This window comes from Streptomyces scabiei 87.22, assembly GCF_000091305.1.
Classification (GTDB): domain Bacteria; phylum Actinomycetota; class Actinomycetes; order Streptomycetales; family Streptomycetaceae; genus Streptomyces; species Streptomyces scabiei.
The window spans coordinates 6,733,839-6,759,741 of the sequence record NC_013929.1 but is presented as its reverse complement, the minus strand read 5'-3'; the positions used below and the strand labels follow the sequence as shown (position 1 = coordinate 6,759,741).

General features: G+C 71.6%; 40 protein-coding genes. 1 reads left to right on the top strand and 39 read right to left on the bottom strand.

Features of this window, described 5'->3' with window-relative positions; all coding sequences use genetic code 11:
- Positions 1-90 precede the first annotated feature (90 nt).
- The 37 genes from SCAB_RS29045 to SCAB_RS28875 all read right to left on the bottom strand — a co-directional run bounded on the left by SCAB_RS29045 (position 91) and on the right by SCAB_RS28875 (position 20,207).
- Complete coding sequence (locus SCAB_RS29045) at positions 91-702, bottom strand: hypothetical protein (RefSeq protein ID WP_013003660.1); 612 nt, start codon at positions 700-702, stop codon at positions 91-93.
- The gene (locus SCAB_RS29040) at positions 689-1,189 is read right to left on the bottom strand and encodes a hypothetical protein (protein ID WP_148274231.1); all 501 of its coding nucleotides are present in this window, start codon (positions 1,187-1,189) and stop codon (positions 689-691) included. Before SCAB_RS29040 ends, SCAB_RS29045 begins: the two co-directional genes overlap by 14 nt.
- Positions 1,182-1,487: a hypothetical protein gene (locus SCAB_RS29035; RefSeq protein WP_041669770.1), complete on the bottom strand. Its 306-nt coding sequence runs from the start codon at positions 1,485-1,487 to the stop codon at positions 1,182-1,184. The genes SCAB_RS29040 and SCAB_RS29035 overlap by 8 nt, the downstream gene beginning before the upstream one ends.
- Positions 1,484-1,693: a hypothetical protein gene (locus SCAB_RS29030; protein WP_013003657.1), complete on the bottom strand. Its 210-nt coding sequence runs from the start codon at positions 1,691-1,693 to the stop codon at positions 1,484-1,486. The genes SCAB_RS29035 and SCAB_RS29030 overlap by 4 nt, the downstream gene beginning before the upstream one ends.
- Positions 1,690-1,938: a hypothetical protein gene (locus tag SCAB_RS29025; protein ID WP_013003656.1), complete on the bottom strand. Its 249-nt coding sequence runs from the start codon at positions 1,936-1,938 to the stop codon at positions 1,690-1,692. The genes SCAB_RS29030 and SCAB_RS29025 overlap by 4 nt, the downstream gene beginning before the upstream one ends.
- The gene (locus tag SCAB_RS29020) at positions 1,935-2,762 is read right to left on the bottom strand and encodes a DNA adenine methylase (RefSeq protein ID WP_013003655.1); all 828 of its coding nucleotides are present in this window, start codon (positions 2,760-2,762) and stop codon (positions 1,935-1,937) included. The genes SCAB_RS29025 and SCAB_RS29020 overlap by 4 nt, the downstream gene beginning before the upstream one ends.
- Positions 2,759-3,025, bottom strand: coding sequence for a hypothetical protein (locus SCAB_RS29015; protein WP_041669769.1), 267 nt, complete (start codon positions 3,023-3,025; stop codon positions 2,759-2,761). Before SCAB_RS29015 ends, SCAB_RS29020 begins: the two co-directional genes overlap by 4 nt.
- Position 3,026: 1 nt before the next feature.
- The gene (locus SCAB_RS46030; protein WP_013003653.1) at positions 3,027-3,308 is read right to left on the bottom strand and encodes a hypothetical protein; all 282 of its coding nucleotides are present in this window, start codon (positions 3,306-3,308) and stop codon (positions 3,027-3,029) included.
- 3 nt (positions 3,309-3,311) lie between these two features.
- Positions 3,312-5,585 (bottom strand): hypothetical protein, encoded by a 2,274-nt coding sequence (locus SCAB_RS47980; protein ID WP_013003652.1) that lies wholly within the window; start codon positions 5,583-5,585, stop codon positions 3,312-3,314.
- On the bottom strand, positions 5,582-7,102 hold the full coding sequence (locus SCAB_RS29000) for a glycosyltransferase family 2 protein (protein WP_013003651.1): 1,521 nt from the start codon (positions 7,100-7,102) through the stop codon (positions 5,582-5,584). The genes SCAB_RS47980 and SCAB_RS29000 overlap by 4 nt, the downstream gene beginning before the upstream one ends.
- Positions 7,099-7,266 carry a hypothetical protein gene (locus tag SCAB_RS47845; protein WP_013003650.1) on the bottom strand — a complete coding sequence of 56 codons (168 nt, stop codon included), beginning with the start codon at positions 7,264-7,266 and terminating at the stop codon, positions 7,099-7,101. Before SCAB_RS47845 ends, SCAB_RS29000 begins: the two co-directional genes overlap by 4 nt.
- Before the next feature lie 2 nt (positions 7,267-7,268).
- Positions 7,269-7,481 (bottom strand): hypothetical protein, encoded by a 213-nt coding sequence (locus tag SCAB_RS28995; RefSeq protein ID WP_013003649.1) that lies wholly within the window; start codon positions 7,479-7,481, stop codon positions 7,269-7,271.
- Positions 7,478-7,726, bottom strand: coding sequence for a hypothetical protein (locus tag SCAB_RS28990; protein ID WP_013003648.1), 249 nt, complete (start codon positions 7,724-7,726; stop codon positions 7,478-7,480). Before SCAB_RS28990 ends, SCAB_RS28995 begins: the two co-directional genes overlap by 4 nt.
- 253 nt (positions 7,727-7,979) lie before the next feature.
- The gene (locus tag SCAB_RS28985) at positions 7,980-8,669 is read right to left on the bottom strand and encodes a hypothetical protein (protein ID WP_013003647.1); all 690 of its coding nucleotides are present in this window, start codon (positions 8,667-8,669) and stop codon (positions 7,980-7,982) included.
- Positions 8,666-9,142, bottom strand: coding sequence for a WhiB family transcriptional regulator (locus SCAB_RS28980; protein ID WP_013003646.1), 477 nt, complete (start codon positions 9,140-9,142; stop codon positions 8,666-8,668). The genes SCAB_RS28985 and SCAB_RS28980 overlap by 4 nt, the downstream gene beginning before the upstream one ends.
- Positions 9,143-9,145: 3 nt before the next feature.
- Positions 9,146-9,817, bottom strand: a complete 672-nt coding sequence (locus SCAB_RS28975) for a hypothetical protein (RefSeq protein ID WP_013003645.1) — start codon at positions 9,815-9,817, stop codon at positions 9,146-9,148.
- Positions 9,818-9,940: 123 nt separating this feature from the next.
- A complete protein-coding gene (locus tag SCAB_RS28970) occupies positions 9,941-10,531 on the bottom strand; it encodes a hypothetical protein (RefSeq protein ID WP_013003644.1) in 591 nt (196 codons plus the stop codon).
- Entirely contained in the window at positions 10,519-10,962 is a 444-nt protein-coding gene (locus SCAB_RS28965) for a hypothetical protein (protein WP_013003643.1), read from the bottom strand. Before SCAB_RS28965 ends, SCAB_RS28970 begins: the two co-directional genes overlap by 13 nt.
- Positions 10,963-11,491: 529 nt before the next feature.
- The gene (locus SCAB_RS28960) at positions 11,492-11,734 is read right to left on the bottom strand and encodes a hypothetical protein (protein WP_041669766.1); all 243 of its coding nucleotides are present in this window, start codon (positions 11,732-11,734) and stop codon (positions 11,492-11,494) included.
- Positions 11,734-12,930 (bottom strand): DUF5131 family protein, encoded by a 1,197-nt coding sequence (locus SCAB_RS28955; protein ID WP_013003641.1) that lies wholly within the window; start codon positions 12,928-12,930, stop codon positions 11,734-11,736. The genes SCAB_RS28960 and SCAB_RS28955 overlap by 1 nt, the downstream gene beginning before the upstream one ends.
- Positions 12,927-13,181 carry a hypothetical protein gene (locus tag SCAB_RS28950; RefSeq protein ID WP_013003640.1) on the bottom strand — a complete coding sequence of 85 codons (255 nt, stop codon included), beginning with the start codon at positions 13,179-13,181 and terminating at the stop codon, positions 12,927-12,929. Before SCAB_RS28950 ends, SCAB_RS28955 begins: the two co-directional genes overlap by 4 nt.
- Positions 13,178-13,510 (bottom strand): hypothetical protein, encoded by a 333-nt coding sequence (locus tag SCAB_RS28945; protein ID WP_013003639.1) that lies wholly within the window; start codon positions 13,508-13,510, stop codon positions 13,178-13,180. Before SCAB_RS28945 ends, SCAB_RS28950 begins: the two co-directional genes overlap by 4 nt.
- The gene (locus tag SCAB_RS28940; protein ID WP_148274230.1) at positions 13,507-13,926 is read right to left on the bottom strand and encodes a hypothetical protein; all 420 of its coding nucleotides are present in this window, start codon (positions 13,924-13,926) and stop codon (positions 13,507-13,509) included. Before SCAB_RS28940 ends, SCAB_RS28945 begins: the two co-directional genes overlap by 4 nt.
- A gap of 21 nt (positions 13,927-13,947) precedes the next feature.
- Positions 13,948-14,256, bottom strand: coding sequence for a hypothetical protein (locus tag SCAB_RS28935; RefSeq protein ID WP_013003637.1), 309 nt, complete (start codon positions 14,254-14,256; stop codon positions 13,948-13,950).
- Positions 14,253-15,479 (bottom strand): hypothetical protein, encoded by a 1,227-nt coding sequence (locus SCAB_RS28930; protein ID WP_148274229.1) that lies wholly within the window; start codon positions 15,477-15,479, stop codon positions 14,253-14,255. Before SCAB_RS28930 ends, SCAB_RS28935 begins: the two co-directional genes overlap by 4 nt.
- 63 nt (positions 15,480-15,542) lie before the next feature.
- Positions 15,543-16,061, bottom strand: coding sequence for a hypothetical protein (locus tag SCAB_RS43840; protein ID WP_013003635.1), 519 nt, complete (start codon positions 16,059-16,061; stop codon positions 15,543-15,545).
- Complete coding sequence (locus tag SCAB_RS28920) at positions 16,058-16,543, bottom strand: RusA family crossover junction endodeoxyribonuclease (RefSeq protein WP_013003634.1); 486 nt, start codon at positions 16,541-16,543, stop codon at positions 16,058-16,060. The genes SCAB_RS43840 and SCAB_RS28920 overlap by 4 nt, the downstream gene beginning before the upstream one ends.
- On the bottom strand, positions 16,540-16,740 hold the full coding sequence (locus tag SCAB_RS28915; protein WP_013003633.1) for a hypothetical protein: 201 nt from the start codon (positions 16,738-16,740) through the stop codon (positions 16,540-16,542). The genes SCAB_RS28920 and SCAB_RS28915 overlap by 4 nt, the downstream gene beginning before the upstream one ends.
- Before the next feature lie 337 nt (positions 16,741-17,077).
- Positions 17,078-17,557, bottom strand: coding sequence for a hypothetical protein (locus SCAB_RS28910; RefSeq protein ID WP_013003631.1), 480 nt, complete (start codon positions 17,555-17,557; stop codon positions 17,078-17,080).
- Positions 17,554-17,877 (bottom strand): hypothetical protein, encoded by a 324-nt coding sequence (locus SCAB_RS28905; RefSeq protein WP_013003630.1) that lies wholly within the window; start codon positions 17,875-17,877, stop codon positions 17,554-17,556. Before SCAB_RS28905 ends, SCAB_RS28910 begins: the two co-directional genes overlap by 4 nt.
- Complete coding sequence (locus tag SCAB_RS28900; protein WP_013003629.1) at positions 17,867-18,238, bottom strand: LuxR C-terminal-related transcriptional regulator; 372 nt, start codon at positions 18,236-18,238, stop codon at positions 17,867-17,869. The genes SCAB_RS28905 and SCAB_RS28900 overlap by 11 nt, the downstream gene beginning before the upstream one ends.
- Positions 18,235-18,909: a response regulator transcription factor gene (locus tag SCAB_RS43835; protein WP_013003628.1), complete on the bottom strand. Its 675-nt coding sequence runs from the start codon at positions 18,907-18,909 to the stop codon at positions 18,235-18,237. Before SCAB_RS43835 ends, SCAB_RS28900 begins: the two co-directional genes overlap by 4 nt.
- Positions 18,899-19,306 (bottom strand): hypothetical protein, encoded by a 408-nt coding sequence (locus SCAB_RS28890; RefSeq protein ID WP_013003627.1) that lies wholly within the window; start codon positions 19,304-19,306, stop codon positions 18,899-18,901. Before SCAB_RS28890 ends, SCAB_RS43835 begins: the two co-directional genes overlap by 11 nt.
- Positions 19,299-19,568 carry a hypothetical protein gene (locus SCAB_RS28885; RefSeq protein ID WP_013003626.1) on the bottom strand — a complete coding sequence of 90 codons (270 nt, stop codon included), beginning with the start codon at positions 19,566-19,568 and terminating at the stop codon, positions 19,299-19,301. The genes SCAB_RS28890 and SCAB_RS28885 overlap by 8 nt, the downstream gene beginning before the upstream one ends.
- Before the next feature lie 86 nt (positions 19,569-19,654).
- Positions 19,655-19,846: a hypothetical protein gene (locus tag SCAB_RS28880; RefSeq protein ID WP_013003625.1), complete on the bottom strand. Its 192-nt coding sequence runs from the start codon at positions 19,844-19,846 to the stop codon at positions 19,655-19,657.
- Positions 19,843-19,965, bottom strand: coding sequence for a hypothetical protein (locus SCAB_RS49095; RefSeq protein ID WP_269450647.1), 123 nt, complete (start codon positions 19,963-19,965; stop codon positions 19,843-19,845). The genes SCAB_RS28880 and SCAB_RS49095 overlap by 4 nt, the downstream gene beginning before the upstream one ends.
- Entirely contained in the window at positions 19,965-20,207 is a 243-nt protein-coding gene (locus SCAB_RS28875; RefSeq protein WP_013003624.1) for a helix-turn-helix domain-containing protein, read from the bottom strand. The genes SCAB_RS49095 and SCAB_RS28875 overlap by 1 nt, the downstream gene beginning before the upstream one ends.
- A gap of 155 nt (positions 20,208-20,362) precedes the next feature.
- Between SCAB_RS28875 and SCAB_RS28870 the strand changes: the two genes are divergently transcribed.
- Positions 20,363-20,851 (top strand): helix-turn-helix domain-containing protein, encoded by a 489-nt coding sequence (locus SCAB_RS28870; protein ID WP_013003623.1) that lies wholly within the window; start codon positions 20,363-20,365, stop codon positions 20,849-20,851.
- 978 nt (positions 20,852-21,829) lie between these two features.
- Here the strand turns inward: SCAB_RS28870 and SCAB_RS28865 are convergent.
- Both SCAB_RS28865 and SCAB_RS28860 read right to left on the bottom strand, forming a co-directional pair.
- A complete protein-coding gene (locus SCAB_RS28865) occupies positions 21,830-23,458 on the bottom strand; it encodes a recombinase family protein (RefSeq protein WP_013003621.1) in 1,629 nt (542 codons plus the stop codon).
- 22 nt (positions 23,459-23,480) lie between these two features.
- Positions 23,481-25,844, bottom strand: coding sequence for a ComEC/Rec2 family competence protein (locus SCAB_RS28860; RefSeq protein WP_013003620.1), 2,364 nt, complete (start codon positions 25,842-25,844; stop codon positions 23,481-23,483).
- Positions 25,845-25,903: the final 59 nt, after the last annotated feature.

Below are 25,903 nucleotides of genomic sequence, written 5' to 3'. Positions count from 1 at the left end.
GCCCCCCTTCGGGCCGCCCGGTGCGACCCATAAGAAAAGAGTACGAGAATGTACTAGCAACCACAAGACCTGGGTCGTACTTTCTTTGAATCAGTCGACGTTTTCCGCGCCCGCCCGGGCCTCGGCAGCCACCTGCACCGCACCCCTGTAGGCCGTCAGCAGATACAGGCGGGACCCCTCGTACCGGGCTGGCTGGCCGGTGTCGCCGTCCTCGCAGGCGTCGTTGACGCACCACGCCCGGGGCCGGTCGGCGTCCGCGCGCCCGTACACGGTGCGCTGCTCGCACGCCAGACACAGCGCATGCCGGAAGTGCACCGACGGGCCGCGCAAGCCGAGGACCGTCAGCACCGTCCCGTGCCACATGCCGACCAGCCGCGCCACCTCCGGCCCCCGGCCGGCGTTCTCGGCGCCGGGCGGAATCGCACGGAGCGCCCGGAACCAGGGCTGCGTGTGCGACGAGCCGCGGAGTTCGGCGTCGAGGGCGACCGCTTCGGTCTTGATGCGCTGCGACCAGGACACGGCCTCCAGGGAGGTGGGCGGCCGGGAGCCGGGCGGGGCGTGGCCGCCGTCGGCCGGCTGCCGGGTACGCCAGCCGAACGTGTCGAGCCGGAGAATCAGGCCGGGGCCCTCGTCACCGGGGTGCGTGTCGGTGCCGGTGTACCGGTCGACGAGGTCGGCGACCAGGCCGTCAAGCGTCTGCATCGGCGGCCTCCGCCTCGACGGTGTACGAGGTGGCGGCACGGACGATGCGAATGCCGAGGTCCGGATGCCGCTCCTGGCGGCGGGCCCGGGCCTCGACTGCGGCCTGCCGGTCGTTCATGGAGCGGGTGAGCTGCACCCACCGGTCCGCCGGGAGGTACTCCAGGTGCCACCGCTCCCGCGTCGGCCGCGCCTCCGTGTCGGCCGGCTCGTACGTCTTGGCGAGGACGTCCTCGGCGATCGGGTAGTACTCGCGCTTCACGCCGCGCACGATGTGCTGTCCGGTGTACACGAGGACCCAGGTGCTGTGCAGGTTGTCGAAGACCGTGGCGGTGGCGGCCGGGTCGTCGCTGTTCTCCGGGTCGGCGGGGTCGAGGGCGTAGAAGTTGGCGCGGCCGGTGAACGCCTGCACCTCGGCCTCGTTGTCGCCGGTCCACTGGATCGTGTCGACGGCCACCGGCCTCCTGCGGTACCGCACCACTTCAGCCATCGCTGTTCTCCTTGCTTCGCCGTGCTCGCCAGATGCGTGCGCACCAGCCGCACACGTCTGTGCCATCGGGGTAGAGGGCGCCCGAGCCCTGCTGAGGCTCCTCGCCGGGGCGGAGTGACCGTTGCAGGCCGGGGCAGTTGAGGTAGATGTGGTCGGTCGGACCGCCGGGCGCCATGTACCAGGGGCTGACGGAGTTCTCGGGGCCGTGCCGGTCGCGGTGGTCAGCATCGGCGACAGCGAGCGCGGCCTCCAGCACGGTCGGGTGCTGGGCGATCACGTCGCCCGGGTGCGCGGTCACTGTCCGCACCTCGGGCACGGCAGCTCTACGAGGTCCACGCAGACGATGCAGAGGTTGTCCGACTCGTCATCCTTGGTCGCCCACGGCACGCCGGTCACGTCGGTGCCGCACAGCGCGGTGTCCTCGTCGCAGTCGCACACCCCGTGGGACAGGTCGTCGCCGTGGCCGTTGGTGGTGGTCGCCGGTTCGGGTACGAGCGTGGTCACGGTGCGGGTACCTTCTGGTCGGACTGGGGCGGGTAGGGGAACGGGCGCAGGTGCACCTCGCCGACGGGAATCTGCGGGTCGGCGACCAGGGGGAAGCCGCGGAGGTCACCGAGCCGGATCGTGTCGGCCGGCTGTTCGAGACGCTCGGCAAGCTCAGCTCGCAGGTGAGAGGTCAGGGCGGCGAGCGTGCCGAGCTCGGCCGCGATGACCTGCACCGGCTCCTCGACGACCACGAAGAACTTCACGGCCGGGTCACCTCCTGTGTGAAGAGGTCGGCCTGCGCCGACAGCGGCCGGTTGGACCAGAGCACTTCGGTGCGGGCCCGGTCGCCCTTGGCGTTGCCGGTCATGGTCGGCTGCTCGTACCGGTGCCAATCGGTGTACAGCTCGTCGTAGAGCGGCGAGTTGTAGCCGGAGAGCACGACCGTTGCCGCGCAGTCGGCGAGTGCGTCCGCCAGTTCCCGGTGCTCTCCCTCGGTCTTCAGCTCATGCCGGTAGTTACGGCCCCAGCCCCGCGTCGTGCCCAGGTAAGGCGGATCGGCGTACAGCAGCACATCGGGCTGGGACCCGTACTTCCCGATCAGCGTGAGCGCGGGCAGGCACTCCAGCGAGACGGTGTGGAGGCGTTCCGCAGCTGCAGCGAGCCGGAGGGTGTAGGCCTCGAGGTAGCCCGGCATCGAGGTGACCGAACCGGCGGGGTCGATGTAGTGCCGCCAGCCGGTGTTCCGCAGGGTTCCGGAACGGCCTTGGGCGAGGCGGCACCAGATGCGGCGGGCCAGTTCGAGGTCGCCCTCGGTCGGCTCCCACGTCGCGGCGAGCTCGGTGCGGCTATGGGGGGTGAGCATGCACACGCGCAGCAGTTCGTCAGGGTGGTCGCGCAGCACGCGCCAGAACGTCATCAGCTCGCTGTCGAGGTCGTTGACGGTCTCCATGCGCGACGGGCGCTTGGCGAAGAGCACGGATAGGCCCCCGCAGAAGGGCTCGACGTAGTGGTCATGGCGCGGCAGCAGCGACGCGATCCACGGGGCGAGACGCTGTTTGGAACCGAAGTACGGGACGGGCGACTTCACGGCCGGGTCACCTCCAGGCGTCGGCGCCCACCGCGGTCCTGCTGGCTGGGGACGACGTGGTACCCGGCGGCGCGCAGCTCGTCGGTGATGGCAGCCAGTTGGTCTGCCTCTCCGGGCCCGTCGTAGAAGACGTGCGTGCGGCGGGGGCCGGCCTGGGCGACGCGGAAGCCGGGGTCCCACTCGCCTCCCTCGAACTCGGAGAACTCATGGCCCTGGTCGGTGAGGAGCCGCTCCACGCTGGCGGCCCTGATTCGGCGCGCCACGTCAGGACCTCTCCGGGAGGCCGGGGCAGTAGCAGGCGCTCTCGCCGGGCCCGTACGGGTAGGTGTGCGCGTTGTGGTGCATGTCGAAGGCGCACGGCCGTTCGTGGGTGGTCGGCCGGATCGCCACGCTGACCTGGTGGGCGAAGCCGCGGGCTTGGCGCCGCTCAGGGTCGGAGCGGGGGCTGTTGAGGACAGCCTCGGCCAGGGCCTGGACGCGCGCGAGGATTCTGCCTCGGTCGGCGTAGGCGTCGAGGAGGGCATCCACGGTCTGGTGCGTGGGCATGGATCAGCGCCCCTCTCGCTGAGAGGCGGCCTTGCGGCCCGCGTTGTACTCGGCCCAGGTGGTGGCGAACCGGTACTGCTCGTGAGGGGGGGCCACCGGTTTGTCGGCGGACTCCTGGGGTTCGTCGGGGGCGGCCTTGTGGCCGGCGGCTTCGAGCGCCCGGTTCACGGCGATCCAGATGTGCGCGGACCGCCCGGCCTTGGTGGACGGAAGGGAGTTGCCGAGGCTGTCGATGTGGTTCTGCACGGCCTCGTAGGCGCGCTGACGTGGGGTGCGGTGGGCGTCGTCGGGCAGCCGGCCGGGGCGTGCCGGGCCGTCGGCGGTGGGCGGGAACGCCGTCTGGTACTCGACGTCCGCCTCGCGGATCGCGGTCTCCAGGTCGGCCATGTGGTCTCGGCCGCACCGGGCGCACGCCTCACCGCGCACGACCTGGTCCTCGCGGTCGGTCATGGCGGTCGCGACGATGGACCGCAGCGAGCCGATGAGGTCCTTCTGCAGGCTGATGATCTGGTGCGTCTCGGCGAGTGTGGTCTCGGCCTGCTCCGCGCGGCGGACAGCGGCGACGCGGTCGGCCTCGTTGGTCACCAGTTCGTCGTGCCAGCAGTCGCGATCCGCTTCGGCTGTCTCGGCCCGCCGGATCATGGCGCGGCACCAGTCGCCGAGCCGGTTCACCTCGGCGGCGAGGCGCTCCTGTTCGATGAGGGCGGCCTCCAGCCGGGCCGCCTGGGCGAGTTCGGGCCTGAGGGCATCGAGTACTGCACGGGCGATCACGCCCCGGGTGAAGGGCGAGAGCCACTCACCGTTTGCCGTGAGGGCGGGCACGATGGCGTCGACGACGCGGGCGGCGTATGGCTCACTCGGCGCTGCCTGGTCGGTGGATGTGTCCTCCGGACTGTCCTCTTCAGCACCCTGGCTGACGTGCCAGTTCGCGCTATCGGGCGCGATTCTGTCCACTCGCGTGTCCACCTCGGTGTCGCCCGTAGCGGTGTCCGGACAGCCTCCGGGGTGGTGGCCGTCGTCGTGCGGGCAGACCGCGGCGCACTGGAAGCAGTAGCCGTTCAGGATGCTGTGGCCGATCTGCGGGTGGCCGCACGAGCAGCGATGGTCACAGCCTTCGGTCCCATTGACGCCCTGGCAGGTGACCAGGCGCGGGTCCATCGCCAGCCGCTCGCCGGTCGCCTCGAACGGGGTGCGGCCGCAGCACGGCATGAGTCCGGAGCCGAGGGGCGGGCAGGCGTGCGCCGTCTGCCGATCGATCTCGGGGTGCTGCGCACGCATGTGCGCGTCCCACTCGTGACGCGGGACGAGCGGGCAGCCCTCGCAGTACGGACAGGGGTCCCGCACCTCTACGAACGCCAGTGGGTCGGGGATCCGGTCGCGCTTGGGATCCGGCAGGGCGGCCGGGTACACGGCTACGGACCAGTGGAAGCCGCGCTCGTCGATGTGGTCGCCATCGTGCTGCACAGGCCGGATGCACGGCCGTGGGGGCGCCAGAAAGCCGTCGGCGCTGTGGTACTTCGCGGGACACTCGGCCGTAGCCTCGGTCGCGCCCCGCGCGGCGAGCTTCTCGCGGAGCGTCCGGTTTTCCACCCTGAGATCCGCCGCGATGGCCCGCTGCACGGCCCACTCGACGCAGCCCGATCCCTCATCGCCATCGACCCCGTTCCGCCCGCAGTCCTCAGAGTTCTCGTGGGCGCACTCGTCGAGGACGTCGCGGAGTTCGGCGCCGGCGGCCCGGACGAGGAACTGCGCCGCTCCATGTGCCGCTTGCCAGCGGTCGGCGAGCAGGTAGGCCCGGCCAGCCGTGTTCCGGGCGCGGTCCCGCTGCTCCTGGAGGTGGTGAGCGATCGGCATGACCGCGTCGACGATGCGATGGTCACTGGCCTCGACAGGGGCTGGCTCACCGTCCTGCACTGTTTGGATGGCCTGCTCGATCTGTCGCCGCAGAACTGCGCGTTCGGCCTCGGGCCTGAGCAGGTGCGGGGGTACGTCGGCTGCTTCAGCAGCGTCGGCCACAGCCTGACCCACGACCCGGGTGAGGGCCTGGAGGTCGCCGGCCCAGACGACCCGCGTGCTGCCGCCGTGGCCGTGGACGGCTATCGCGTCGTCGAGGCGGTCCCAGAACACGGTGGACGGCTTGTCACCCCGCCACCGGATCGCGACGGTGCCGTCAGGCCAGCAGCAGCCGTCAGCGACGATGCCGACGCCGGACACGCCTGAGACGTCGTGGTCGCGCTGGAGGACGAACGGGCGGCCGAAGGTCAAAGGTGCGGTCATCGGAAGGTTCCTTCAGGCACAGGCGCGGCGGTGCGCTGGCGGGGGATGGGCACGGTGAGGGTGGTCTCCGTGTCGGGGTCGAGGAGCTTCGCCACGGGGATGCGGATGCGGACGGTGTCCTCGTCCGGCAGGTCGGCGAGCGTGGCCTCGTCGGCCGGGCCGGTGAGAGTGACCTCGGCGCCGTTCTGGCGGGTGCCCCACCCGGTGCGGGCGCAGGTGGCCATGCCGTACCAGCGCAAGAAGCGGAGCACCGTCCACGAACCGACCACGGCAGCCGGCATGAGGAGCCAGGTGATCAGACGGGTGCGGATGCGTTCGTCGCTGCGGATGATCGACAGGTAGCGCAGAGCCTGAGCCCAGCCGATGAGGAACGGCACGATCAGGAAGCTCGCGGGCGGGGTCCGCCCGTAGAGGGCGGGCTCGACGATCAGGAGCCAGGCGAGGACCGCGGTGGACAGGGCGACCTGGAACCAGCGGGTGAGCTGCGCCCAGTACGCCCAGCCGGTGAGCGGCAGGTAGCGCATGCGCCACAGGGAGCGGATGGTGGAGCCGCGCATCCACCGCAGGTACATGCGCAGGAAGTGCGACGGCCGCTCCGGCAGGGCGGTGAACACGACAGCGGAGGGCTGCTGGACGGCCCGGCCTCGCAGCAGCGCGTACAGGGTCAGCAGGGAGTCGTCGGAGAACATGACCGGGCGGCCCATGAACGTCTCGCTCAGGTAGGCGTCGAGGTTGTCCCGGACGACGGCGGCCCGGTAGGCGGCCAGCGGACCGGAGTTGACGAGGACGGCGCCCATCGCGGACAGCGCGGACCGGTCGGTGAGCTGCCCGACGAGGAACCATAGGTCCGTGATCCTCGTGAGGAGGTTGCGGTGGTGATTGGTCGCCAGGACGATCCCGGCCGCGGACTGCACGTCGCGGCGGGCGAACGGCAGCAGGATCTCCTCGACGGCCCGGTGGTCGAGACAGGAGTCCGAGTCGACGGTGACGAAGACGTCCGCCTGCGGGCATGCACGCACGCCAGCGGCTTGGGCGTGCCGCTTCCCGGAGTTGGGCTGGCGTACCCACGTGGTGGCGATCCCAGCTGCGGTGGCGGCCTCGATCCACCAGGCGCGGAGCAACCGGTAGTCGCCGGTGGTGGAGCCGTCATCGACGACGTGCACGGAGTTCGGGCAGCGAGTCTGCGCGAGCAGCGACTCCAGTCCGTAGCGCAGGTAGCCGGGGTCCTCGTTGTAGACGGGCATGAGGACCGCGACGTGGAGTGCGTCGAGCTGGCGTCGGGCACGCGGGGTGGCCTGCCGGGGCCGCTCGCAGTGGTACATGACCGTCTGCGTGAGCAGGAGCAGGAAGGTCACGCTCCACACGGCGGCCAGTCGGGAGCTGGTGTCGGCGCCGTAGTCCGCGGCGGTGATGCCGTGGTGGGCTGCCCAGCCGGCGGCCAGGGTCAGGGAGATCGCGCCGGTGAGGACCGTGGTGGAGCGGTGCGGGTGCGCGGTCAGGGTGTGCGGTCTGGTCACTGCTGGCCTGCCGTGCGGCCGCGGCGGAAGCCGACGCGGATGCTCAGGGCTCCGACGGCGACGAGGGTGAGGGCGGCGGTGAGGAGCCACCAGCCGGTGATGGCGGTCCCGGCGATGACGATGGCTCCGGCGGCGGTTCCGGTGCGGGCGAGCTGGTCGGACACGGCTATTCCTTGAGGTCGTCGATGGTGGTGAAGGTCTTCAGTCGGCGGCGGCCGTCGCGGAGCGCGGTGCGGTGTGCTCGGCGCTCGGCGAGGGCTCCGTGTGCGCGGCCGATGGCGCGGTACAGGACGGCGGCCGCGATTGCGATGGCGAGGAGGATCATCACGGCCCACAGCGCGCCGATGGCGCTGACGATGAGCACCTCCCGGTGGGTCACGGCGTCTCTCCTGCACGGCGGTCGCGGTCGCGGACGATGGCTCTGACGGCCAGGACCCCGAAGAGGCCGGCGCCGGTGAGGAAGCCGACGGCGACCGGATCGCGCTCCTGGTACGCCTCGTACGCGGCGGCGAGCAGGCAGGTGAGGGCCAGCAGGCCGAAGAACCAGCCGTCGGAGGCGTTGCAGCAGAGGCAGACGACAGCTGCGAGCGCGGCCGTCAGGGCGGCGATGTAGAGCGGGGGCATCAGGTTCCTTGAGCGGGTTCGTAGGCGGGGAGGTGGATGGTCTGGATGGGGCGGAAACGGCCCCGGTGGATCACGGCCCGGCCAGCGTCGAGGTCGTCGAGCATCTGCTGCGTCTCCTTGTCCGGCTCCTCTTCGGAGTCGTCACACGGGGCGGCGACGTCCTCGGGGTCGAGGTCTTGTTCGAGGCAGGCGCATTAGCCGTGCTCGCAGCCGCCCCACGGGCAGTCCACGAAGATCGGGAGCCGGAGCTGTGTCACGGCAGGCCCGCAAACAGATCGAGCTGCTCCGTACGCACAGGCGCCGCAGGGACGGACGAATGCGGTCGGTGGCAGACGCAGGTGCAGATCTCGCGGCACGGGCGCCCGGCGAGCCACACCCACGCCACGTCGTTGTTCGTCCCGTAGGCGATCCGGCGGCCGTTACCGCCCGCCGGGGCACGATGTTCGTACGGCTCGGGGAATCGTGCCGCGCGTCCCCGGCTGGTGTGGATGACGGTCTCGTTGACGGGGTGCCCGTCGTGGCGGCATCCCGCGTGCTGGTCGCGCTGGCACTCGCAGGACGGCGCCCCTTGGCAGGCGCACGCGAAGGTGGTGGACGGGATGTGGTTGTGGTTGCGCAGCCGGAACCCGGTCCACACGTGCTCGCGAATCCAGGCGGCCTGGGCCGGACTCATCGGCTCGGGCGGCGCCGCGAGCCGGATGATCTGGCCGGCGAGCCAGGCCGTCACCAGCACCCAGCGGGCGAGTTCCCTGCGGGTCTCCTCCGCCCAGAACCGCTTCTCCCAGCCCCACCGGTACTGGTGCTTGCCGCAGGTCAGGCACATGACCTCGCTGCCCGGGGTGCCGGAGTCACGGACCTCGTACTTGACGGTCTCCGCCTTCTGCCCGCACCAGCGGCAGCCGCGCCCTGCCCGTGCGCGGCCGGTCCGTTCGGGGATGCTCATGACGCCTCCGGCAGAGCCTCGGGGGCAGACTCGACGCTGTTGCGTTGCCGCCAGTTGCGGTTGCCGTGGTCGCGGTACACCTCGCCGCTCCAGCACTTGGAGTCGATCGGCTCGCCGAGCCACAGATGCCGCAGCAGCGCCGTGTGGGTGCCGCAACGCTCGGTGCCGTCGAAGGTCAGCGGCAGCGGATCGTCCGCACGGTGCGATGCCGTGGCGTCGAGCCGGTGCCGCTCGTTGTAGGTGAGGCCGGCGAGCACGCCGTCCCGCTCGTCACGGTGCAGCCCGCGCTCTGTGGCTTTCACGTAGGCCAGGCACTCGGCGCGGACGGTGCAGCGGGCCACGCAGATGGTGCGGGCCTCGTGCTCGCGGGCGGGATCGTCGAAGGTCTCTCGCTCGCCTGTGCAGGCGCCGAGCGCCATCCAGTCGAGGCGGCGGCCCGCGGTGTCGGGGACAGCTCCGGTGTAGTTGCTCATGGCTCACCCCACGGCCGTCTCGGCGGGCAGCAGTTCCTGTGCGCGGGCGTACTGCTGGTCGAGGTAGGCGAGGGCGGCTTCGGGGTCGTTGTCCTGCTCGGCGGCCTCGCGGAGGACGGGCATGCCGGAGTCGATGGCGGCGAGGACTTCCGCGTGGGTGGCGGGCCTCCCCTCGGCGAACCACAGGGCTTCGGCGGGTTCGTCGACGTCGAACAGGGCGTGGCCGGGGATCATCCGCCAGGTGTTCGTGACCCACACCAGCGCGACGCCCGGGTTGCGTTCGATCATCACGCCGTCGGGCTGCACGGTGTCCGGGATGCCCTCGATGGGCCGACGCCGCATGCCGGGGGTGGTGAGGAACGGGCACGCGATCGCGGCGTAGACGGCGCAGTCGCGGTGCGCGGGCGGCTCCGAACTCACCCGGTTGACCGCGCACATCGGGCCGATCACGTACGCGTACTGGGTGGCGGCCGGGCCGAGGACGTTGTTGCGCAGGGCGTGGCCGCACAGCCAGCAGCAGCGGAACACGGACGCGCCTTGCCGCTTGCGGGTGTCGGCGATCCGGAAGTCGGGCTCGCCGTCGACGTAGTCCACGAACCACGGGATCGGGTAGCCGGCCTTGTTGCGGGGCAGGCGGGCGATGCGCGGGGGCGGGGCGGGCAGGGTGCGTGTCACTTCGCACCGCCGGTGTAGTGGTCGAGGCAGGGGTAGGGCCTGCCGCACCAGCAGAATCCGTTCATGGTGGTGGCTCTTTCTCGGGGGCGGGCACGTCTTAGGCGGTGGTGCCAGCGGAATCGGTCAGGACTTGCTGTCCTTCACGTCCTCGATCCGCGAGGGCCCCATGGGCTTGGCGCCCTCGAACTGGGGCAGGTCGAGGGGCCGGTCGTAGAGGAAGTACGACTGGTTCTGGCCGACGGAGAACTCCACGTACGCGCCGGTCGTGGCGTCCTTGCCGTAGTAGGCGTTGCAGTTCGAGCCGCTGCTGTACGTGCCGTCCATCGACGGGCCCTGCACGAACTGCTCGCCGTCGTTACCGCCGAGGTCGAGGTCGGCCTTGACCTCGGGCGGGAGCAGGGACACGCAGTACGTGACGGGCAGGCCCTTGAGGATGAAGTAGCCGTAGTCGCCGTTCGCGTTCTGGATGTAGACGTAGGAGAGCTTGTTCGGGCTCTTCATCCACGTGTCGATCCAGAAGTTCTTCGTCTCCCGGGTCGGCGAGTACGAGCCGGTGTGTGCCGGCTGCCGCGACACCAACTGGTCGTAGTTGCCGTTGCGTGCCTTGCTCTCCTTCGAGCGGGAGCTGGTCGTGTCGTCGTCGCACCCGGTGGCCCCGAGGGCGAGACCGCCCACGATGAGAGTGGCGAGGACGGTGGTGGTCAGGCGGCGCACTGGGTCTCCTGGGCGTTGGGGTCGAGCTTCACGGGGAGGTCGGCGTCCTGGAACGCGGTGCGATGTTCCTGGGAGGCCTTGGAGTTGTAGGTGTTGATGGACTCGGCTCGGCTGGCCTTCACCGCGGTGATGGAGGTGCGGATCTTCTCTGCGCGCTCCGGCGACGGCTTGCCGTCGAGTTCCTGCTGGAGGACGGCGAGCTGCTGCTCCGCCGTCTGCGCGGCGGCGCACAGGTCGAAGAACTCCTCGTAGGTGGCGATGCGGAAGGCTCCGCTGCCCTCGGTGCGGTTCTTCTTGTCGACCTCACCGCGGAAGGGGGCGGTCAGCCAGCCGACACCGCCGAAGGCGAAGACGGCGATGAGGGAGCAGACGGCGAGGGCAACGATCCCGAGGATCGTGTAGCCGAGGACGCGGCTTCCGTCTTTGAACACGGTTGGTCTCCTTGCTGGTTGGGCCCTGCCGCCGGGGCTGGTGGACCTACGGCGGCAGGGGGTTCAGGGGTGCTCGGCTCGTGGGCCGGGCCGGTGGCGAGCGGCGCCTGGTGCAGCGCGACGACGCGGGGGCCGCGCGGCGGAGGGGCAGCGGCGACCGTCAGCGGCCGGATCGCGTTGGCGTTGGCGAGCTGGGCCTGCAGCGCCGTGTTCGTGACGCGCAGCTGGTCCACTTCGCGGAGCTGCTCTTCCAGCTCCGCGTGCTTCTGCTGGGCCTGCTCCAACGCCTCTTCGGCAGCCGCGCGCTGGCCGGCCATCCAATCCCGGTTGCTCTTCACGGCGGAGAGGGCGCTCTCCAGGCCGGCGATGTGCCGCTCGGCGCCCGCCAGTTCGTGGAGCGTGAGGCGCAGTTCCCGCCGGAGCCGCGACCGGGGCACCACGAACCGGTGCAGGCCACGGCCAGCGGGGGCCACCGCGTAGATGACCACGGCTGTGGCCAGCACGCCGACGGTGAGGAACACGTACCCGATCACGAGGCACCGCCCTTCACCGGGAGCGTGCCGAGCTTCCGCTTCGGGTCGCTGCCGAACGGCTGCTGGGTGTCGAAGCGCGGGCCGCCGGTGGCGTCGTGGTCGTCCGCGTACATGCGCTCGTTGGCGCGCTGAAGGTCGGCCAGCTTCTCGGTGAGCGCCGCCAACTGGTCGCGCAGTCTGCGGTTCTCGGCTTCGAGCTGCCGTTCCCGCGCGGTCGGGGACTTGGTGCGGGAGAACATCACGACCTCCGGTGGGTGTCGGTGGGGGCGGCGTCGAGGCGGCGGGAGAACGTGTCGAAGTCCTCGGTGAGGCCGGCCTCGATGGACGCGCGGAAGTCGTCGCGGGGCGGCTCGGGGAAGGCGTCGTGGACGCGCCCGTCCAGCTCCCGCCCGGCGCGCTTCTTGCCGACGCGGGCCATCAGCCACGTGCGCGAGTCGGCGGGCTGGTGGCCCTCGGCGATGTAGCCGTTCGATTCGAGCTGGATGACCTGCTTGCCCTCGACGGCCTCCAGGTGGACGGCCTCCATGTGCCCGTCGTCGGTGTCCTCAAGGTCGCCGTACAGCGGGCCGAGCGGCTGCCACTCACCGAGCTGCTTCAGGAAGAAGGCGGTGCCGGAGAGCGTGCACTGGTCACGCAAGGCGCGGGCCCAGTCGGGGTGCATGGGCCGGGCCCGGGGGCCGGACTCGCCCCCGACGATGACCCAGTCGATCCGCGGGCCGACCGCCAGTCCCTGGAATACGCGGCCGCGGTCGTCGGTCTGCTCCGGGCCCCACCCGGGCCGTCCGTCCAGCCAGTACGTCAGCTTCGGCCTGCCGCGCCCAGGGACGATGGGGCCGCACAGGTCGACCGGGCCGAGGAGCGGCTCGCAGGACAGGAAGCGCACGGCGGCCGGGGTCTCCAGCAAGGCCGGGATACGGATGTCGGCCCACTTCTGATCCTCGACGCTGACGCCGAGCCAGATGTTCGCTGGCGGCCACCCGGCACGCGCACGAGCATCCTGCGCGGCCGGGCTGGTCCGCATCGCCTCCGTCGGGCAATCGTCGAACTTCGCCGCGTACTCCCGCCTCTGCTGCTCGCGCTGCTGCACGAACGACCGCATCCGGGCGTGCCGCTTGGTCAGTACCTGGAAGGTGTGGCGCGGGTTGGCCTCCATGACGTCGAACACCCGCGTGATGAACAGGTCGGGCACGCTGTCGTGGAAGAGGTCGGACATGGAGTTCACGAAGACGCGGGCTGGCTTCGTCCACCGGGACGGCTGGTCGATGCGCTCGTCGTGGAGGGTGACGTCGAAGCCGTTGGGGAATGCCTTGCCTCCGGCGAAACGGTGAGCGATCGTCTCGGCGTAGCAGTTGTCGCAGCCGGGCGACACCTTCGTGCAGCCGGTGACGGGGTTCCAGGTGCGGTCGGTCCACTCGATCTTCGTGGTCGCGCTCATGCCGCTGCCCCTTCGCCGAGGTAGCGGACCCACAGGTCGACGCCGTCCTGAGTGACCTCGATGCGCGCCGCGAACGCTCCGGCCGGCTTGTAGGCGGCTGCCCGCTGCCCGGTGCGGACCGCACGGGCCGCAGCCGTGGCGCTCAGGCTGCTGCCGTACGTTCCGGCGAACACCTCGGTGCCGGGCATCTGCCGCGCCATGGACGCCGCGTGCTGGTGGTCGGCCCGGGGGCGGGCGGCGAGGCGGCTCATGACGCACCTCGCGGGCGGGCGGGAGGCCGTACGACGTGCCTGGTGAGAGTGCCGGTCGTGACGTCGTAGTTCTGTGCGGCGGACCAGTTGGCGTGGGGGAAGGCGTCGCGGAGGATGGCGGCCGCTTGGTGGTGCAGGCCGCTGCCGTGCAGGGGCACTTCCCGGCCGTTGACGCCGATCACCTTGGCCACCCACCTGTTGCCTTCAGGCCGGCGCACCCGGGTGATGCGGACTTCCTGCACGCTGCGGCCCACGAGGACGTACAGCTGCTGGTGCAGGGCCGTCCGCGTGGCGGTGTCTGCCACCAGCTCCTTGGGCTGAGTTCTCATGCCGAGTCACCGCCGGGGTTGAAGCAGGCGCGGATGTCGGCGAGGAATCGGATGTGGGCGTCGATGGTGTCCATGGACCAGAGGTGGTCCGGGGCCGGGTAGACCTCGCGGAACCAGCGGTCGCACACCGCGATCAGCAGTGCCTCGCGGTCGGCGTCGTGGGCCGGAGTGCCGCCGTCGGCCGGGGTGACGGCCTGGGGGTGGTCGATCGCGAGCCGGGCGAAGGCGTCCTCGATGGCCGGCGCGTCCAGGGCGTGGCGGTCGGGGGCGTCGACCGGGAGTGCGTCGTGCAGCCGGGTGAAGTACGCGGTGCGGGCCCGGTGGGAGTGGCGCAACTGGAGCGCGGTCCACCAGGTCCGCAGGGCGGTCGGCGGCTGGTGTGGGGTGGTGCGACGAGCGATGTGCAGCGTGGCCATCGCCATCGCCTCCCTTCGTGATCAGTCGGTGTCGGTGTGGTGCAGGGCCGCACGTACGGCGGCGGCCCCGCGGGTGTAGGTCTCGGGCCCCGGCGGGCGGCGGGTCTGTCGCCATGCCTCGGGGACTTGGGCGAGGAGGTCTGGGGGTTCGGCCCGGGGGTCGGCGATCAGCTGGGCGACCGTGACCAGGACGCGGGACCAGCTCATGGCCGGGCGGGCCTGGGCGAGGACGTCGCGCAACTGGTCGGCGGACCAGTCCGGTCGGCAGGCTGCGGCGAGCGCGAGCAGATGCGCGGTTGCCGGGCGCGGCACGTCGGGCTCGTCGGTCACCGGGGCCTCCCGGGTGGGGGCTTCGGGGGCGCCAGTTGGTAGGGCTCGGAGATGCCCAGCTGGCGTTCGCGTTCGTCGAGTTCGGCTTCGATGCGTCGCAGCGCGACCATGGCGGCTCGGGAGTCGGCGCAGGAGGCGCAGGTCTGCCCGGTGTGCCAGATCCGGCCGGACTCGCAGGTGGCGAGCCCACAGCCGTGGCGTACGACGGCCGTGCCGAGCAGCCAGCGGCCCGGGTCCCGGATGTCCTCGGTGGACGCGAACCGGAACTCCAGCCGGGCGCGGAGCCGCTCGGGCTGCTGGCCCTCGTCGAGCTGACGGCCGATCTCCCGCGCCAACTGGCGGACGACGTACGGCGACAGGCCCGGCAGCAGCGGATGCACCGGTTCGAGGACTCGCCAGATCCGCGGAGCGAGAGTCAGCTCGGGCCCGGCGTACGGGCGGCGCAGCGACGGCGGAAGCGGAGGGTTTTCCACAGGCCCTCGCGCTACCTCCTGCACTCGCCTACGGCGGATACCCGAGACGGCAGTGGGCGGTTGATCATCAGGTGAGTCAGTCGGGTGGTGTTCCTTAGACGCGAGGGACCCCTGTTCAAGATCCGCACCCACCCCCTGTTCAGTGTCCGCAGTCAGCGCCTGGTGGGTGGGTTCGTCGTGGCAGGTGTAGAGGTGACGGCCCCGGTATCCGGCGCGCCGCTCCACGCTGATCCAGCCCAGCTCCTCCAGCTGGCGCAGGATGCGCCGGACCGAGCGCGGGTCGAGCGACTGGCCGGCAGACTCGCCGGAGCGGTGGCGCAGGACCCGGCCGAGTTCGGCGAGGGTGATGTGCACGCCGGTGGCGGTGGCGTACGACAGGGCGGCGTAGCAGCGCAGCTGTCGCGGCGACAGGGCTTCGGTGGCCCGGGTGGGCACCCAGGCGCCGTGCTCGGTGCGCCAGTCGGTGACGCGCACCCGGCGTACCGCCGACTCGCCGTCGCCGCCGGCCTTCGTGCGCTGCTGGCTTGTCAGTTCGATCACGTCGTCATCCGGCGCGGGCCGCATGAGCTGAGTCAGTGCCGCCTCGACCGTGGAGCGGGCCAGGCCGAGCAGGCCGGAGAGGTAGGCGACCCGTGCCTCGCATCCGGTGTCTTTCCGGTCGAGCGCGGCGATCTTCACGTACACGCTGACGGTGGAGTCGGCGTAGTGGCCGACGATCACACGCAGCGGTACGCGCACGCGTTGAGGCATGAGGGTCACCTCCTCTCGGGGTGTGGCCGTGGCAGGGGTTCGGGCGCCGCGAAGGGCTATGCGTCAGCCGTCGTCGCCGTCGGGGTGGTCGTGGGCGGTGTTGAGGATGGCCGTGAGCCCTTCGGCGAGGGCCTGCATCTCGTGCCGGACCTCGGTGATCGTCAGATCGGGGCCGTGGACCAGGCGGTGGGCGTAGTCCCGCCAGTGGGCCAGCCCCGCACGCAGCCGGGCGGTCTCCAGGTAGGCGAGCATTCCGCCGGTGAGCCGCAGCGTGGACTCGGACAACTCCAGCTGCCCGTCGTCGTCGAACGTGCCGCGGGCGGTGCGCTGGAGGTGCAGGAACCGCTGCGCCTCACGGACCGCGCCCTCCTGCTCCTGGTTCGGCAGCTCCAGGCCGACGATCCGCACGCGGACGCTCGGCTCCTTCTCGGTGCCGGGCGCGGGCTCGACTCGCTCGATCGCCGCGAACTCGATGATCGCCATCCGGCGGCTGCCCGGCTGGTCGTACATCGGGCGGACGTGCGCTTCCAGCGCCTCCTGCGCCGACGCCGACACCTTGGCGTCGAACTTCAACTGCGTCACGGGGTGGGCTCCTTGCAGAGATCGTTGAGGCGCCAGACCCTGATGACGGCGCCGGGAGTGCGCAGGGCGTCGCCCCAGAGCACGTAGACCTTGGAGGCGGACAGGGAGGCGACGACGCTGTCGTCGGCGAGCACCCCGGCGTCCTTCAAGGCGTCCTGGGTGCAGCGCACGAGCTTGTCCAGGTCGGGCGTGCCGGTGGGGTAGGCGGGCGCGGACGGCTTCAGCCGGCCTGCGTTCCGCCCGGTGCCGTAGTGGTGCTTGGGCCGCCGGAGGGTGAATTGCGCGTCCAGCCACACGGGGCAGCTCAGCGCCGTCCAGCCGTCGTCGTGGTGGAGCGCATCGAGAGCGGCCGTCTTGACGGCCTCGCGCCACGGCTTCACGGCGGCCGACGACTCGTACAGGGCACCGGCCCGGTTGCGGTTCTTCGAGCCCTGCGGGGCGGGGGTGCCGTACACCGTGAGCAGGAGAGCGGGCGCCGTCATCGGGAGCCACCTCGCACCAGCTCGATGTGCCAGTACTGACCGCACGGGAACGGCCGGTGGTGCGCGCCGGGGAACATGGCGCGCGCGGCGCGCTTGGCCTCCCTGCGGGTCAGGTAGTTGGCCTTGCCGCAGTCGTGGCACAGGCCCACCGTGAGCTGGGTCGGGTGCCCGTAGAACTGACGAGCTGCTGCCTTCATGACGTCTCACCGCCGTTGGTGTCGGCCTCGCGGGTGGCGGACCCGGCAGGCAGCATGAGCCGCGCGCTAGCGCATGCCGGGTCGAGGGCTGGGATCCCGTCCGGCGCAGGCAGCGTCTCCGAGGCCGTCGAGCACGGCCCCTCTTCTGCCTTGCCGTCCACAGCGGCCTCCACGTGGGCGGCGGTGGAGCGGTTTGACGCCGGACGGGTGGTGTGGGACCGGCTCGGCGCAGGCAGGCTCTCGGGAGCGCAAGCAGGACGCTCCTCCCCTGCCTTCGCTTCCGTGCGCGTCCTGTCCGCGTCAGCGGACGACGTTGACGCCGAGCCGGTGGTCTGGTTCATCGCAGGGTCACCGTCCGGATCGTGATGCCGGGGGTGGGAGCGGTGCGGGCGTGCTCGGCGATCTCACGGATCTGCTCGGCCCAGGACGCGGACATGGCGCGCGGGGTCTGCCCGGCCAGGGCCTTGACGACGTCGCCGTGCACCGTGTCGAGGTGCTCGACGGGCTGCGGCAGCGACTCGATCTCCTGCAGACCCAGCGGGGTGTTGGCCGGGTTCCAGCCGGTGAACACGACCGGCCCGGCGTACGGCTGTACGCGAGCACCGAGCGCGGCGAGCACGCAGCTGCCGACGGTGTTGCGCGGGTACCGCTTCGGGTACAGCAGCCCGCAGTCGCTCACCCAACCGGTGACAGCGAGGTCGGGCAGGTGCACACGGGCGCGTCCCTCGGGGCCGATGACCGCGGGCCAGTCCAACCGGCCGTCGTGGTGGGTGAGGTCGCCGTCGGTGCTGATGATGGCGTGGCGCAGGCTGGTCATACCGACAGTCCCGTCAGTCGCAGGGCGTGGGCGGGCTGCCAGACGCGCAGCGGGACGCCGCTGTTCGCGGCCCACACCACGCACACCCGCGCGGTGCCGTCGTCGCTGAGGCACCAGGCGCTCGGCTTGCCGTGGAATCGGCCGGGCACCTTCGCCGGCGAGTCGAGCCGGATCACGCCCTTGGTGCCGAAGCGGCGGTGGCGGACCTGGGCGCCTTCGGGCCACTTGCTCGCGAGGGCCTCGATCTGCGCCTTCACCACGTCGGAGCGGTCGACGGTGCCGAGGTAGTCGATGAGCCGGGTGGGCGTGTCAACGGGCATCAGGGTCTCCGGGGATGTCGATGAGGGAGTGGCTGATCCAGCCGGAGGCCATGGCGACGGCGACGGCCTGGGCGACGGTGTGCACGCCGAGCTGCCGGTGGATGCGGCGGCGGTACGTGCGGACCGTGGCCGGGGTCAGGCCGAGGTTGCGGCTGCTGGTGATGTTGGTGTTGCCGTTGGCGGCGTCGAGCAGCACAGCCCAGCGCTTGCCCGTCAGCGGGCACGGGCTCCGGTTCGTGAGCCGGTCGATCTCGGCGAGCAGCTCGTAGATGGCCTGGGCCTGCGGGTTGCTGGGGTTCCGGGCGGCAACCAGCTCGATCGCGGCACGACGATCCGGGGTGAGGGAGCGGGGGGTGGTCATGCGGCCGCGCCTTTCTGGGTGGGGGCGGCGGAGCCCAGGTAGCGGGCTCGGACGAGCCACTGGCCGCGGTCGCCGCGGACGGCAGTGGCTTCGAAGGCCCCAGCGGGCTGGAACTCTTCGAAGAGGCCGAGCCGGATACGGCGGACGGTGTTGCGCGCCCCGCTGTTCGAGCCGTATGGGCCGATGAGTACCGGCTCACCAGGGCGGGCGAGCATCTCGGCGGCGCGGGCGCGGTAGAGATCCCGCCATGCCTTGGGGCTCTGGCGCAGGACCGTCGGTGCGGGCGGCGGGACGTCGAGGCGCGGCAGCCAGCCTTGATGCGTGGCGATGGCTGCGGCATGTACCGCGTTCCTCGCGCCGAGCCTGCCGTAGATGCGACCGAGGTACTGCCGCACTGTGTGTGCGGTGACTTCGAGTTGAGCACCCGCGGTCTCGTACGTCTCGCCGTTGGCGATCAGGGTCAGGACGTCGGTCTCACGCTGGCTCAGCGGGCACGGGACCGAGTCCTGGGGCGTGGGGGGCTGGTGGGCGGCGACCGCCATCTCCATCGCGTCGAGGGTGGCGATGTCGTCGCCGCCCCCGGCGGCACCCCACATGTCCTCGATGAACGCGGCGAGCGGTTCGGCGGCGAGGGTACGGGCCCACGGAAACGTGAGGGATTCACCGGCCACGAGGGGCACCTGCCTTGGAGCGTTCCGGCAGCCTGGCTCGGTCCATGGCGTCGACGAGGCGCTCCGCGTACATCGCGGACACGTTGTGCGGGGAGCAGTAGCCCCGCATGTCCTCGGCGAACCGGCGCGCGGCGGCGACCTCCGCGCGCAGGGCCTCCGCCTCAGTGGCGAGGCGGGACACCTCGCCGAGCAGGGCGGGGAGGTCGGTGCGCGCGTGCCCGATGAACTCGACGGTCGGCAGCTGCTCGTTGTCGGCCCAGGTCTGGAGGTAGGCGATGGGGCCGACCTGGTCCGGCACGCCGTGCTCGCTGGGCTCGACGTCCCACGGACCCATCGGTGCGGCGGCGATCCGGGCCTGAATCTCTTTCAGGTACTGGTGGGTCAGCGGCTCAGGCATGGTGGCTGCCGTCCTCCGCGAGCTTGCTGCGCAACATCTCGGTCTCGAACGGGATGAGCGGGACCTTGCCGTCGAGGACGTCGCGGACCGACCCGAGGACCAGGAGCACCCGGGCGTCGAGGAGGGCCGGGCGGCGGTTGCCGGGCGGGATGTCGAGCGCGTCGCGGATCGCGGCGAGGAGGTCGCGGAGGTCGCTGTTCTCCACCTCGGCGGCGTGCTTGCCCCCGCCGCTGCGGGGGACGTGTGCGATGCTGGAGGGCATCGGAGTCCACCTACTTCGTCTTCTGGTGATGGATGTGCGGGTGGCCGAGGGCTCGCCGGGTGTCGTCCGGCGGGCCCTCTTTCGTGTCAGGCGGCGTGCAGCTGCCGGGCGGGCGGGCTGACGGCGTCCGGCGTGGTGGGGACCAGCAGCGTGCGGAGCTGGTCCATGACGTGGATCGGTGCCGGTGGCGCGCTGGCGGCGATACGCCGGGCGAACGCCGAGACCGATTCACCGGGCCGGATCCGCAGGACGACCTCGTGGGCCTGTATGCCGCTCACGCCGCGCCCGCTTTGAACTCGCGGTCGGCGCCGCAGCGGCGGCACTGGGCCCGCCAGATCGGGTTGCGGTGACCGCAGTGGCACAGCCATCGGCACACGGCGTCGATGGGGGCACGCATCAGGCCACGCTCCTCGTGGCCACGGCGTCGGCCTTCTCCTCCGGGTCGGGGAGCAGCAGGTCTCGGATCGTGCAGCCGAGGATGTCGGCGATCTTCTTGAGGTTCTTCGGGGAGAAGCCCGCACGCCCGTTCTCGACGTCGCAGAGGTGGCTCTTGCTGACCCCTGCCTGCCTCGCGAGGTCCGTGACACTCAGACCGGCCTCGATCCGCCGGCGGCGGAAGCTCTTCGGGTCTTCGTTCATGCGGACGACATTACGACTATGTACGACTAACCACAAGTGCCTGCCCGGATTTACTCCTACTCCATGTGAAGACGTCGTGCACGCCCTCGCGCAGCCCGCTCCCCTTCAATAAAGTTCGAGAAAGTACGAGCGGCCATGAGGAGGAAGAAGTCGACATGACGACGGACCAGGACCACAGCCCGCCGGGCCACGGGGTGCTGATCAAGCTGGCCCGAGAGGCGCAGGGCATCAGCCCCGAGACCGCCGCAGCGCGCATGCCGTTCAAGTTCAGCGGCTCCAGCTGGCGGCACGTCGAGGCCGGCTATCGAGGCGCCGGCGCGAAGCGCGTCGCGGTGCCGGGCAAGCCGTCCACCGTCGCGGCGATGGCTCGCACGGTCGGCGTCACCGCCGAGCGGATGCAGGAGCACAATCCGGCGGCCGCCGAGATTCTTCGCGAGATGGAGCGCCAGCAGGCACCCGTGATTCCGGACGTGCTCCGCGAGGCGCCGCCCCACGTTCGCCGCATGATCGACGCGGCCCTGGAGGACGTCGAGCCCGAGGATGTGCCGGAGCTACTGCGGGAGATCGCGTCCGACTATGAGGCCGTCGCCCGACGTCGGGCCCGTAAGGCGGCCGGGCCGCAACACCCTCGTCACGCAGGATGATGGCCATGGCCATGGCTTGGTAACGGTTGGGTCACGGTCCCTTGGTGTACGAGGTGATACGAGTCACGTTCGGTACAGGATGGCCGAATCCGTGCAATCACCGACATGTACGGAGCCCGACGCGCACGCACGTAGTGGGGATTGGGAATGGCCATGGTCATTTTCGCGAGCGCGCTCGGCGTCATCATCATCACTGAGGGTCTGTTCTTGCGGCGCCTCCTCGGCGACATAGCCGAGCTCAGGCGGCAGATCACAGGGATCGACAGGCAGATGCGCGCCCAGCGAGCCCACGTGACAGCACTGAGACAACTACTCGCCGAACCTGACGACGAACCACCCCGGGAAGCCGCCGTCAGCGGCAGTCCCGGACCTCTCCCCCCACCCCGGCCGGACCCGGTCCGGCGCAAGAAGCATCTCGGACTGCACCTGGGCGGCTCCCTCGCCCTGGTCGCAGCCGCCGGAGCCGCAGCACGCGAGGCACTCCACACGCACCGCGGCCAGTTGGCCAGCGCGATAACCGGAGCCGCCGTCACCAGCACGACGGTCACGGCCCTGGCCATCACACCGTGGGTGGACACTGCCGACCACGTCGGGCCACAACCCCCGGTGCCCGCGGTTTCACCCAGCCGGTCGGCACTCTGGTTCCCTCCGCCGCCTGCGGATCACGAGGCCAGCACGCCACCCATCTCGCCAGCATCCGCCGACCCTCCGCCCGGTGGTTCCTCCGCCGGGCCGGACAGCACGGCCGAGCCGGACGCGGACGGCATCACCCTGCTGGAGCCAACCCAGGAGTCCTCCACCAGCCCCATCACCGTGCCGGCCCCGGGAGGCACTGCCTCCGGCAGCCCCGGCCTGGTGGAGGAAGAACCTACCGCCAGCCCCGCCGCCAGCGGCCCTTCCGAGAGCCCTCCGCCGACGCCGTCACCGGATCCAGGCTCGTGCCTCATCGGGCTGACGCCACCAGACGAGGAGGTCTGCCTACTCAGCCAGGGGTAGGGCATCCCGGGACCAGACCATTCGCTCCGCCGCCGGGGCATAGCCCCGCGGCACGGGCGATGGCGTGATCCGCACCTCACCCAGCATCGCCGGTGTGAGAAGCAGCGTGGCTACGGCCCGCTGCTTCTCCACGCCGGCCTTCTTCCACCACCGCACCACGTCGGTGATCGGCTCGTCCGGCAGCAGCTCGGCGAGCGGCGCCGGGGTGGTGAGCCGGCCCAGCTTCGCCTGCAGAACCTCCACGTCCGTCTCCAGCTCCTCGATGTCGGCAGTGCGCCGGATGCGGGCGCGGGCGGTCTTCGGCTGCGGGGCCTCCTCCAACTCCTTCAGCTCGCTGCTCAGCTCTGCCAACTCTGCCCGAAGGGCGGCCTCTTCGGCGTCGAGGTCCGGGCGGTGCCGCAGGGCAGCGTGCCGGTCGGGATTGGCGAGGTACTGCAGAATGACGCCCGGCTCGGGCGGCAGCAGCTCGCCGGACTCCGGGTCCACGGGGTCGAGGTCGCCGATGATGATCCGGTCCACCTCGTCCTTGCGTACCCACACATGCCCCTTGGGGTGGCACTGGTAGCCCAGGGTCGCCTTGCGGCCGTTCCTCCTGCGCGCCATGACCGCCATGTAGCCGCCGCACACATCGCACTTGAGCGTCATGCTCAGCACGTGCCGGATGTGCTCGCCGGTGTAGGTCCGGCGAGCAGGGTCGGCCAGGATGGCCTGCACCCGCTCGAACAGGGCACGGTCGACGACCGGCGTCCAGCCCTCCCACTGCTCCGGCACCAGCGTCCCCTTGTGCTTGCGCAGTCCCGCGTAGCCGGGACGCAGGAGCATCGACCGCAGGCTCTGCGGAGTGAAGGGCCTGCCGGGCACGGTCTCACCGTCGACGACCCGGTCACGGCTCACGACTCCCCGGCTCGCCCAGTCCTTGGCGATGGCGTAGATGGGCTCCGGCAGCGCCTCTCCGTCACCCGCGACACGCGTGAACAGTTCCTCGACGAGCCGACCCTCCACCGGATCCGGGTACTGCGACACAGGCCGGGGCCGACCGTCGACGACCTCGTAGTCCCGGCGGTAGCCGAACGGCACCTGCCCCTGCGGGCGGCCCTCGCGGGCGGCGGAGTTGAGCCCTCGGAGCGTGCGGACGGACAGCAGCCTGGCTTCCTTCTCCGCGTCGTTGATGCCGCTGATCAGGCTGTGCCGGTCTTGGTAGTTGGCCGGGTTGTAGGTGTGCTCGTGCGACGTGATGTGGATGAGATACCCGCCGGCCTCGCAGGCGTCCACGAGTTCCACGCCTCGGCCGGTCTCACGTGCGAGCCGGCTGATCTCCCACAGCACGAGGACGTCACCCGGCTTGCCGAACGCTCCGGTGCGCAGGTCGCCGAGCAGCTTCTCGAAATCGTCTCGCTGCTTGCGAGCGAACTTGCTGGCCGATCCGGTGTCCTTGTACGGCTCGCCCCACGCCCACGGCCCGTGGTCCTCCGCGGAGGCGAGGTTGTCGCGGTGCTGGTCAGTGATGCTTCGGGCGGCCCTGCCCCGGCCCTTCGAGACGCGCAGGTATTCGCGCGCCATCCGGGTTACAGCCTGGTCCAGGACGCCCTCAACTGTGGTCAGTACGGCCATGCTTGCCCCTCCGTGCCTGCTTCTACACAGAGAGTACAACGAATAAGGCGAACCCGTGGTGGGCGACCTTCAGCACATCCACGGCTCCCAGTGCCGCGGCTTCCGGGGAGCGGGCGAGCTCCCGCTGACCCGGTGGCTCCAGGTCGCCCAGGAGCAGCAGGGTCAGCCCGGACGAGCGGACGAGCATGGTCACGCTGGCGTCGTTGGGCCCATCGGGCGTGGGGGCGTCGCCCGGTGGCCACAGCACCCGCCAGGTGAGGCTTCCCGTGCGCCGCTCCTCCCCGGCCACGGCCCGCGTCAGCGGGATACGGCGGGCCGCCGCCTCCTCGCGGACGAACGCGGCCTGTTCCGCGGGCTCCTCGAAGGCGGTGGCCGCGATCGCCCCCACCGCGCGCCCGCGCAGCACTCCCGGCAGCCCCATCACGTGGTCCGCGTGGAAGTGGGTGAGGACCACGAGCGGGATCTCGGTGATGCCCAGGGCTGTGAGGCAGCGGTCGGCCAGTACCGGATCGGGGCCGACGTCCACGACCACTCCGGCGCCCTCGCCCGCCGCCAGGACGGTCGCGTCCCCCTGTCCCACGTCGCACATCACCAGGCGCCAGCCGGGCGGCGGCCATCCGGTGATCACTCTGGTCAGCGGCGGTGGCTGCACCACGACCAGCAGAAACGCCACCAGACAGGCTCCCGTCAGATACGGATGGCTGACGATCCGCCGCCCGACGAGGACGACGAGGGCGGTGACCAGGACGAGGAGCGCCGCACCGGCCCAGCTGCCCGGCCAGTCCACTCCCGCGCCGGGCAGCGACGCCCCGGTGCGGGCGATGTCCGCGATCCAGCCGGTGGGCCAACTCGCGCACCAGGCAAGGCATTCGGCGACCGGCATCGCCACGGGGGCCGTCGCCAGTGTGGCGAACCCCAGCACCGTGGCCGGGGCCACCGCGAACTCCGCCAGCAGATTGCACGGCACCGCCACCAGGCTCACCTTGGCCGACAGCACGGCGACGACCGGCGCGCACACCGCCTGTGCGGCTCCCGCCGCGGCCAGTGCTTCGGCCGGACGTGGTGGCACCCGGCGCCGCTGGAGCGCGGCGCTCCAGCGCGGGGCGAGGGTGAGTAGCGCTCCGGTGGCGAGGACGGACAGCAGGAAGCCGTAGCTGCGGGCCAGCCAGGGGTCGTACAGCACCAGCAGCAGGACCGCTGTCGCCAGTGCGGGGACGAGGGACCTGCGGCGTCCCGTGACGATGGCCAGCAGGGCGAGGGATCCGCAGGTGGCGGCCCGCACCACGCTCGGCTCGGGCCGGCACACGATCACGAATCCCAGGCTCAGCGCACCGCCCGCCAGCGCGGTGGCCCGCAGCGGGATGCCGAGCCGGGGGGCGAGTCCCCGTCGCTCGGCCCGCTGTGCCAGCCCCGGCGGTCCGATGAACAGGGCCAGGAGGATCGTGAAGTTGGCTCCGCTGACGGCCAGGAGGTGGGTGAGGTCGGTGGCCCTGAACGCCTCGTCCAGCTCGGCCGGGACCCGTGAGGTGTCGCCGACGACGAAGCCCGGCAGCAGCGCACGCGCGTCGGGGTCCAGTCCGTCGGTCGCCTCCCGCAGCCCGGCGCGCAGTCGTCCCGCGAGCCGCTGCACCGTGCTCGGCTGCTGCACCACCGCCGGCGCCCCGGCGCCCCGCACCCGCAGCACGGCCGCCACCCGGTCTCCCCCGGTCATGGCGGGCCCGGCGTGCGCGGCCACGCGCACGCGGGTGGACGGCAGAAGCGACAGCCATGCCGCCCGGCCCGGCCGGTCGTCCGCGTCGACCAGGACCAGCACCGGTGTGCGTGTCTTCACGACCGTCCCGTCCGGGCCGCGCACCCGTCGCACCTCGGCCTGGAGAAGCACGGCGGCCGGGGCCGCGTGGTTTCCGTGGATGCGGGGGCGGGTGAGCCGTGGGTCGGATGTCAGCTCGACCTCCGCGGTCACCCGGGCGTACCGCTCGGCCAGGGCGGGGACGGGGCCCCGCCGCAGATCCGCCCCGTGCAGCCCGGCGGAGGCGGCGGCAGCTCCGGCGCACAGCAGCACGGCGGCGAGGGACACTTTCGTCCGGGCCCCGGTGCCTCCTCCCTGCGGTCCCCTGCCTCCCTCACGCGCCCAACCCGGCTCCGTCCTCGGCCCCGGCCCCGGCCTCGGCCGTGATCCCGGCCCCGGCCTCGGCCGAGGGAGCAGCAGGGCCGAGCCCAGCACCAGGCAGGCCACGACCACTCCCGTGGTCCACCCGGGCGTGGCGTGCACCATGAGTGCCGCCGTCCCCCACGCGGCCAGCGCCGGTGGCACGAGACGCAGGTCCGTAGGGCCCTCCCGCCTGGGGTGGGCGTCGCCGAGCCGGGTGCCGGAGGCCGCGTGCACGGCGGGCCGGGGCGGAGCGACCGCCGCTGCGGCCGCCGCCGTGGCCCTCTCCCTCGTGC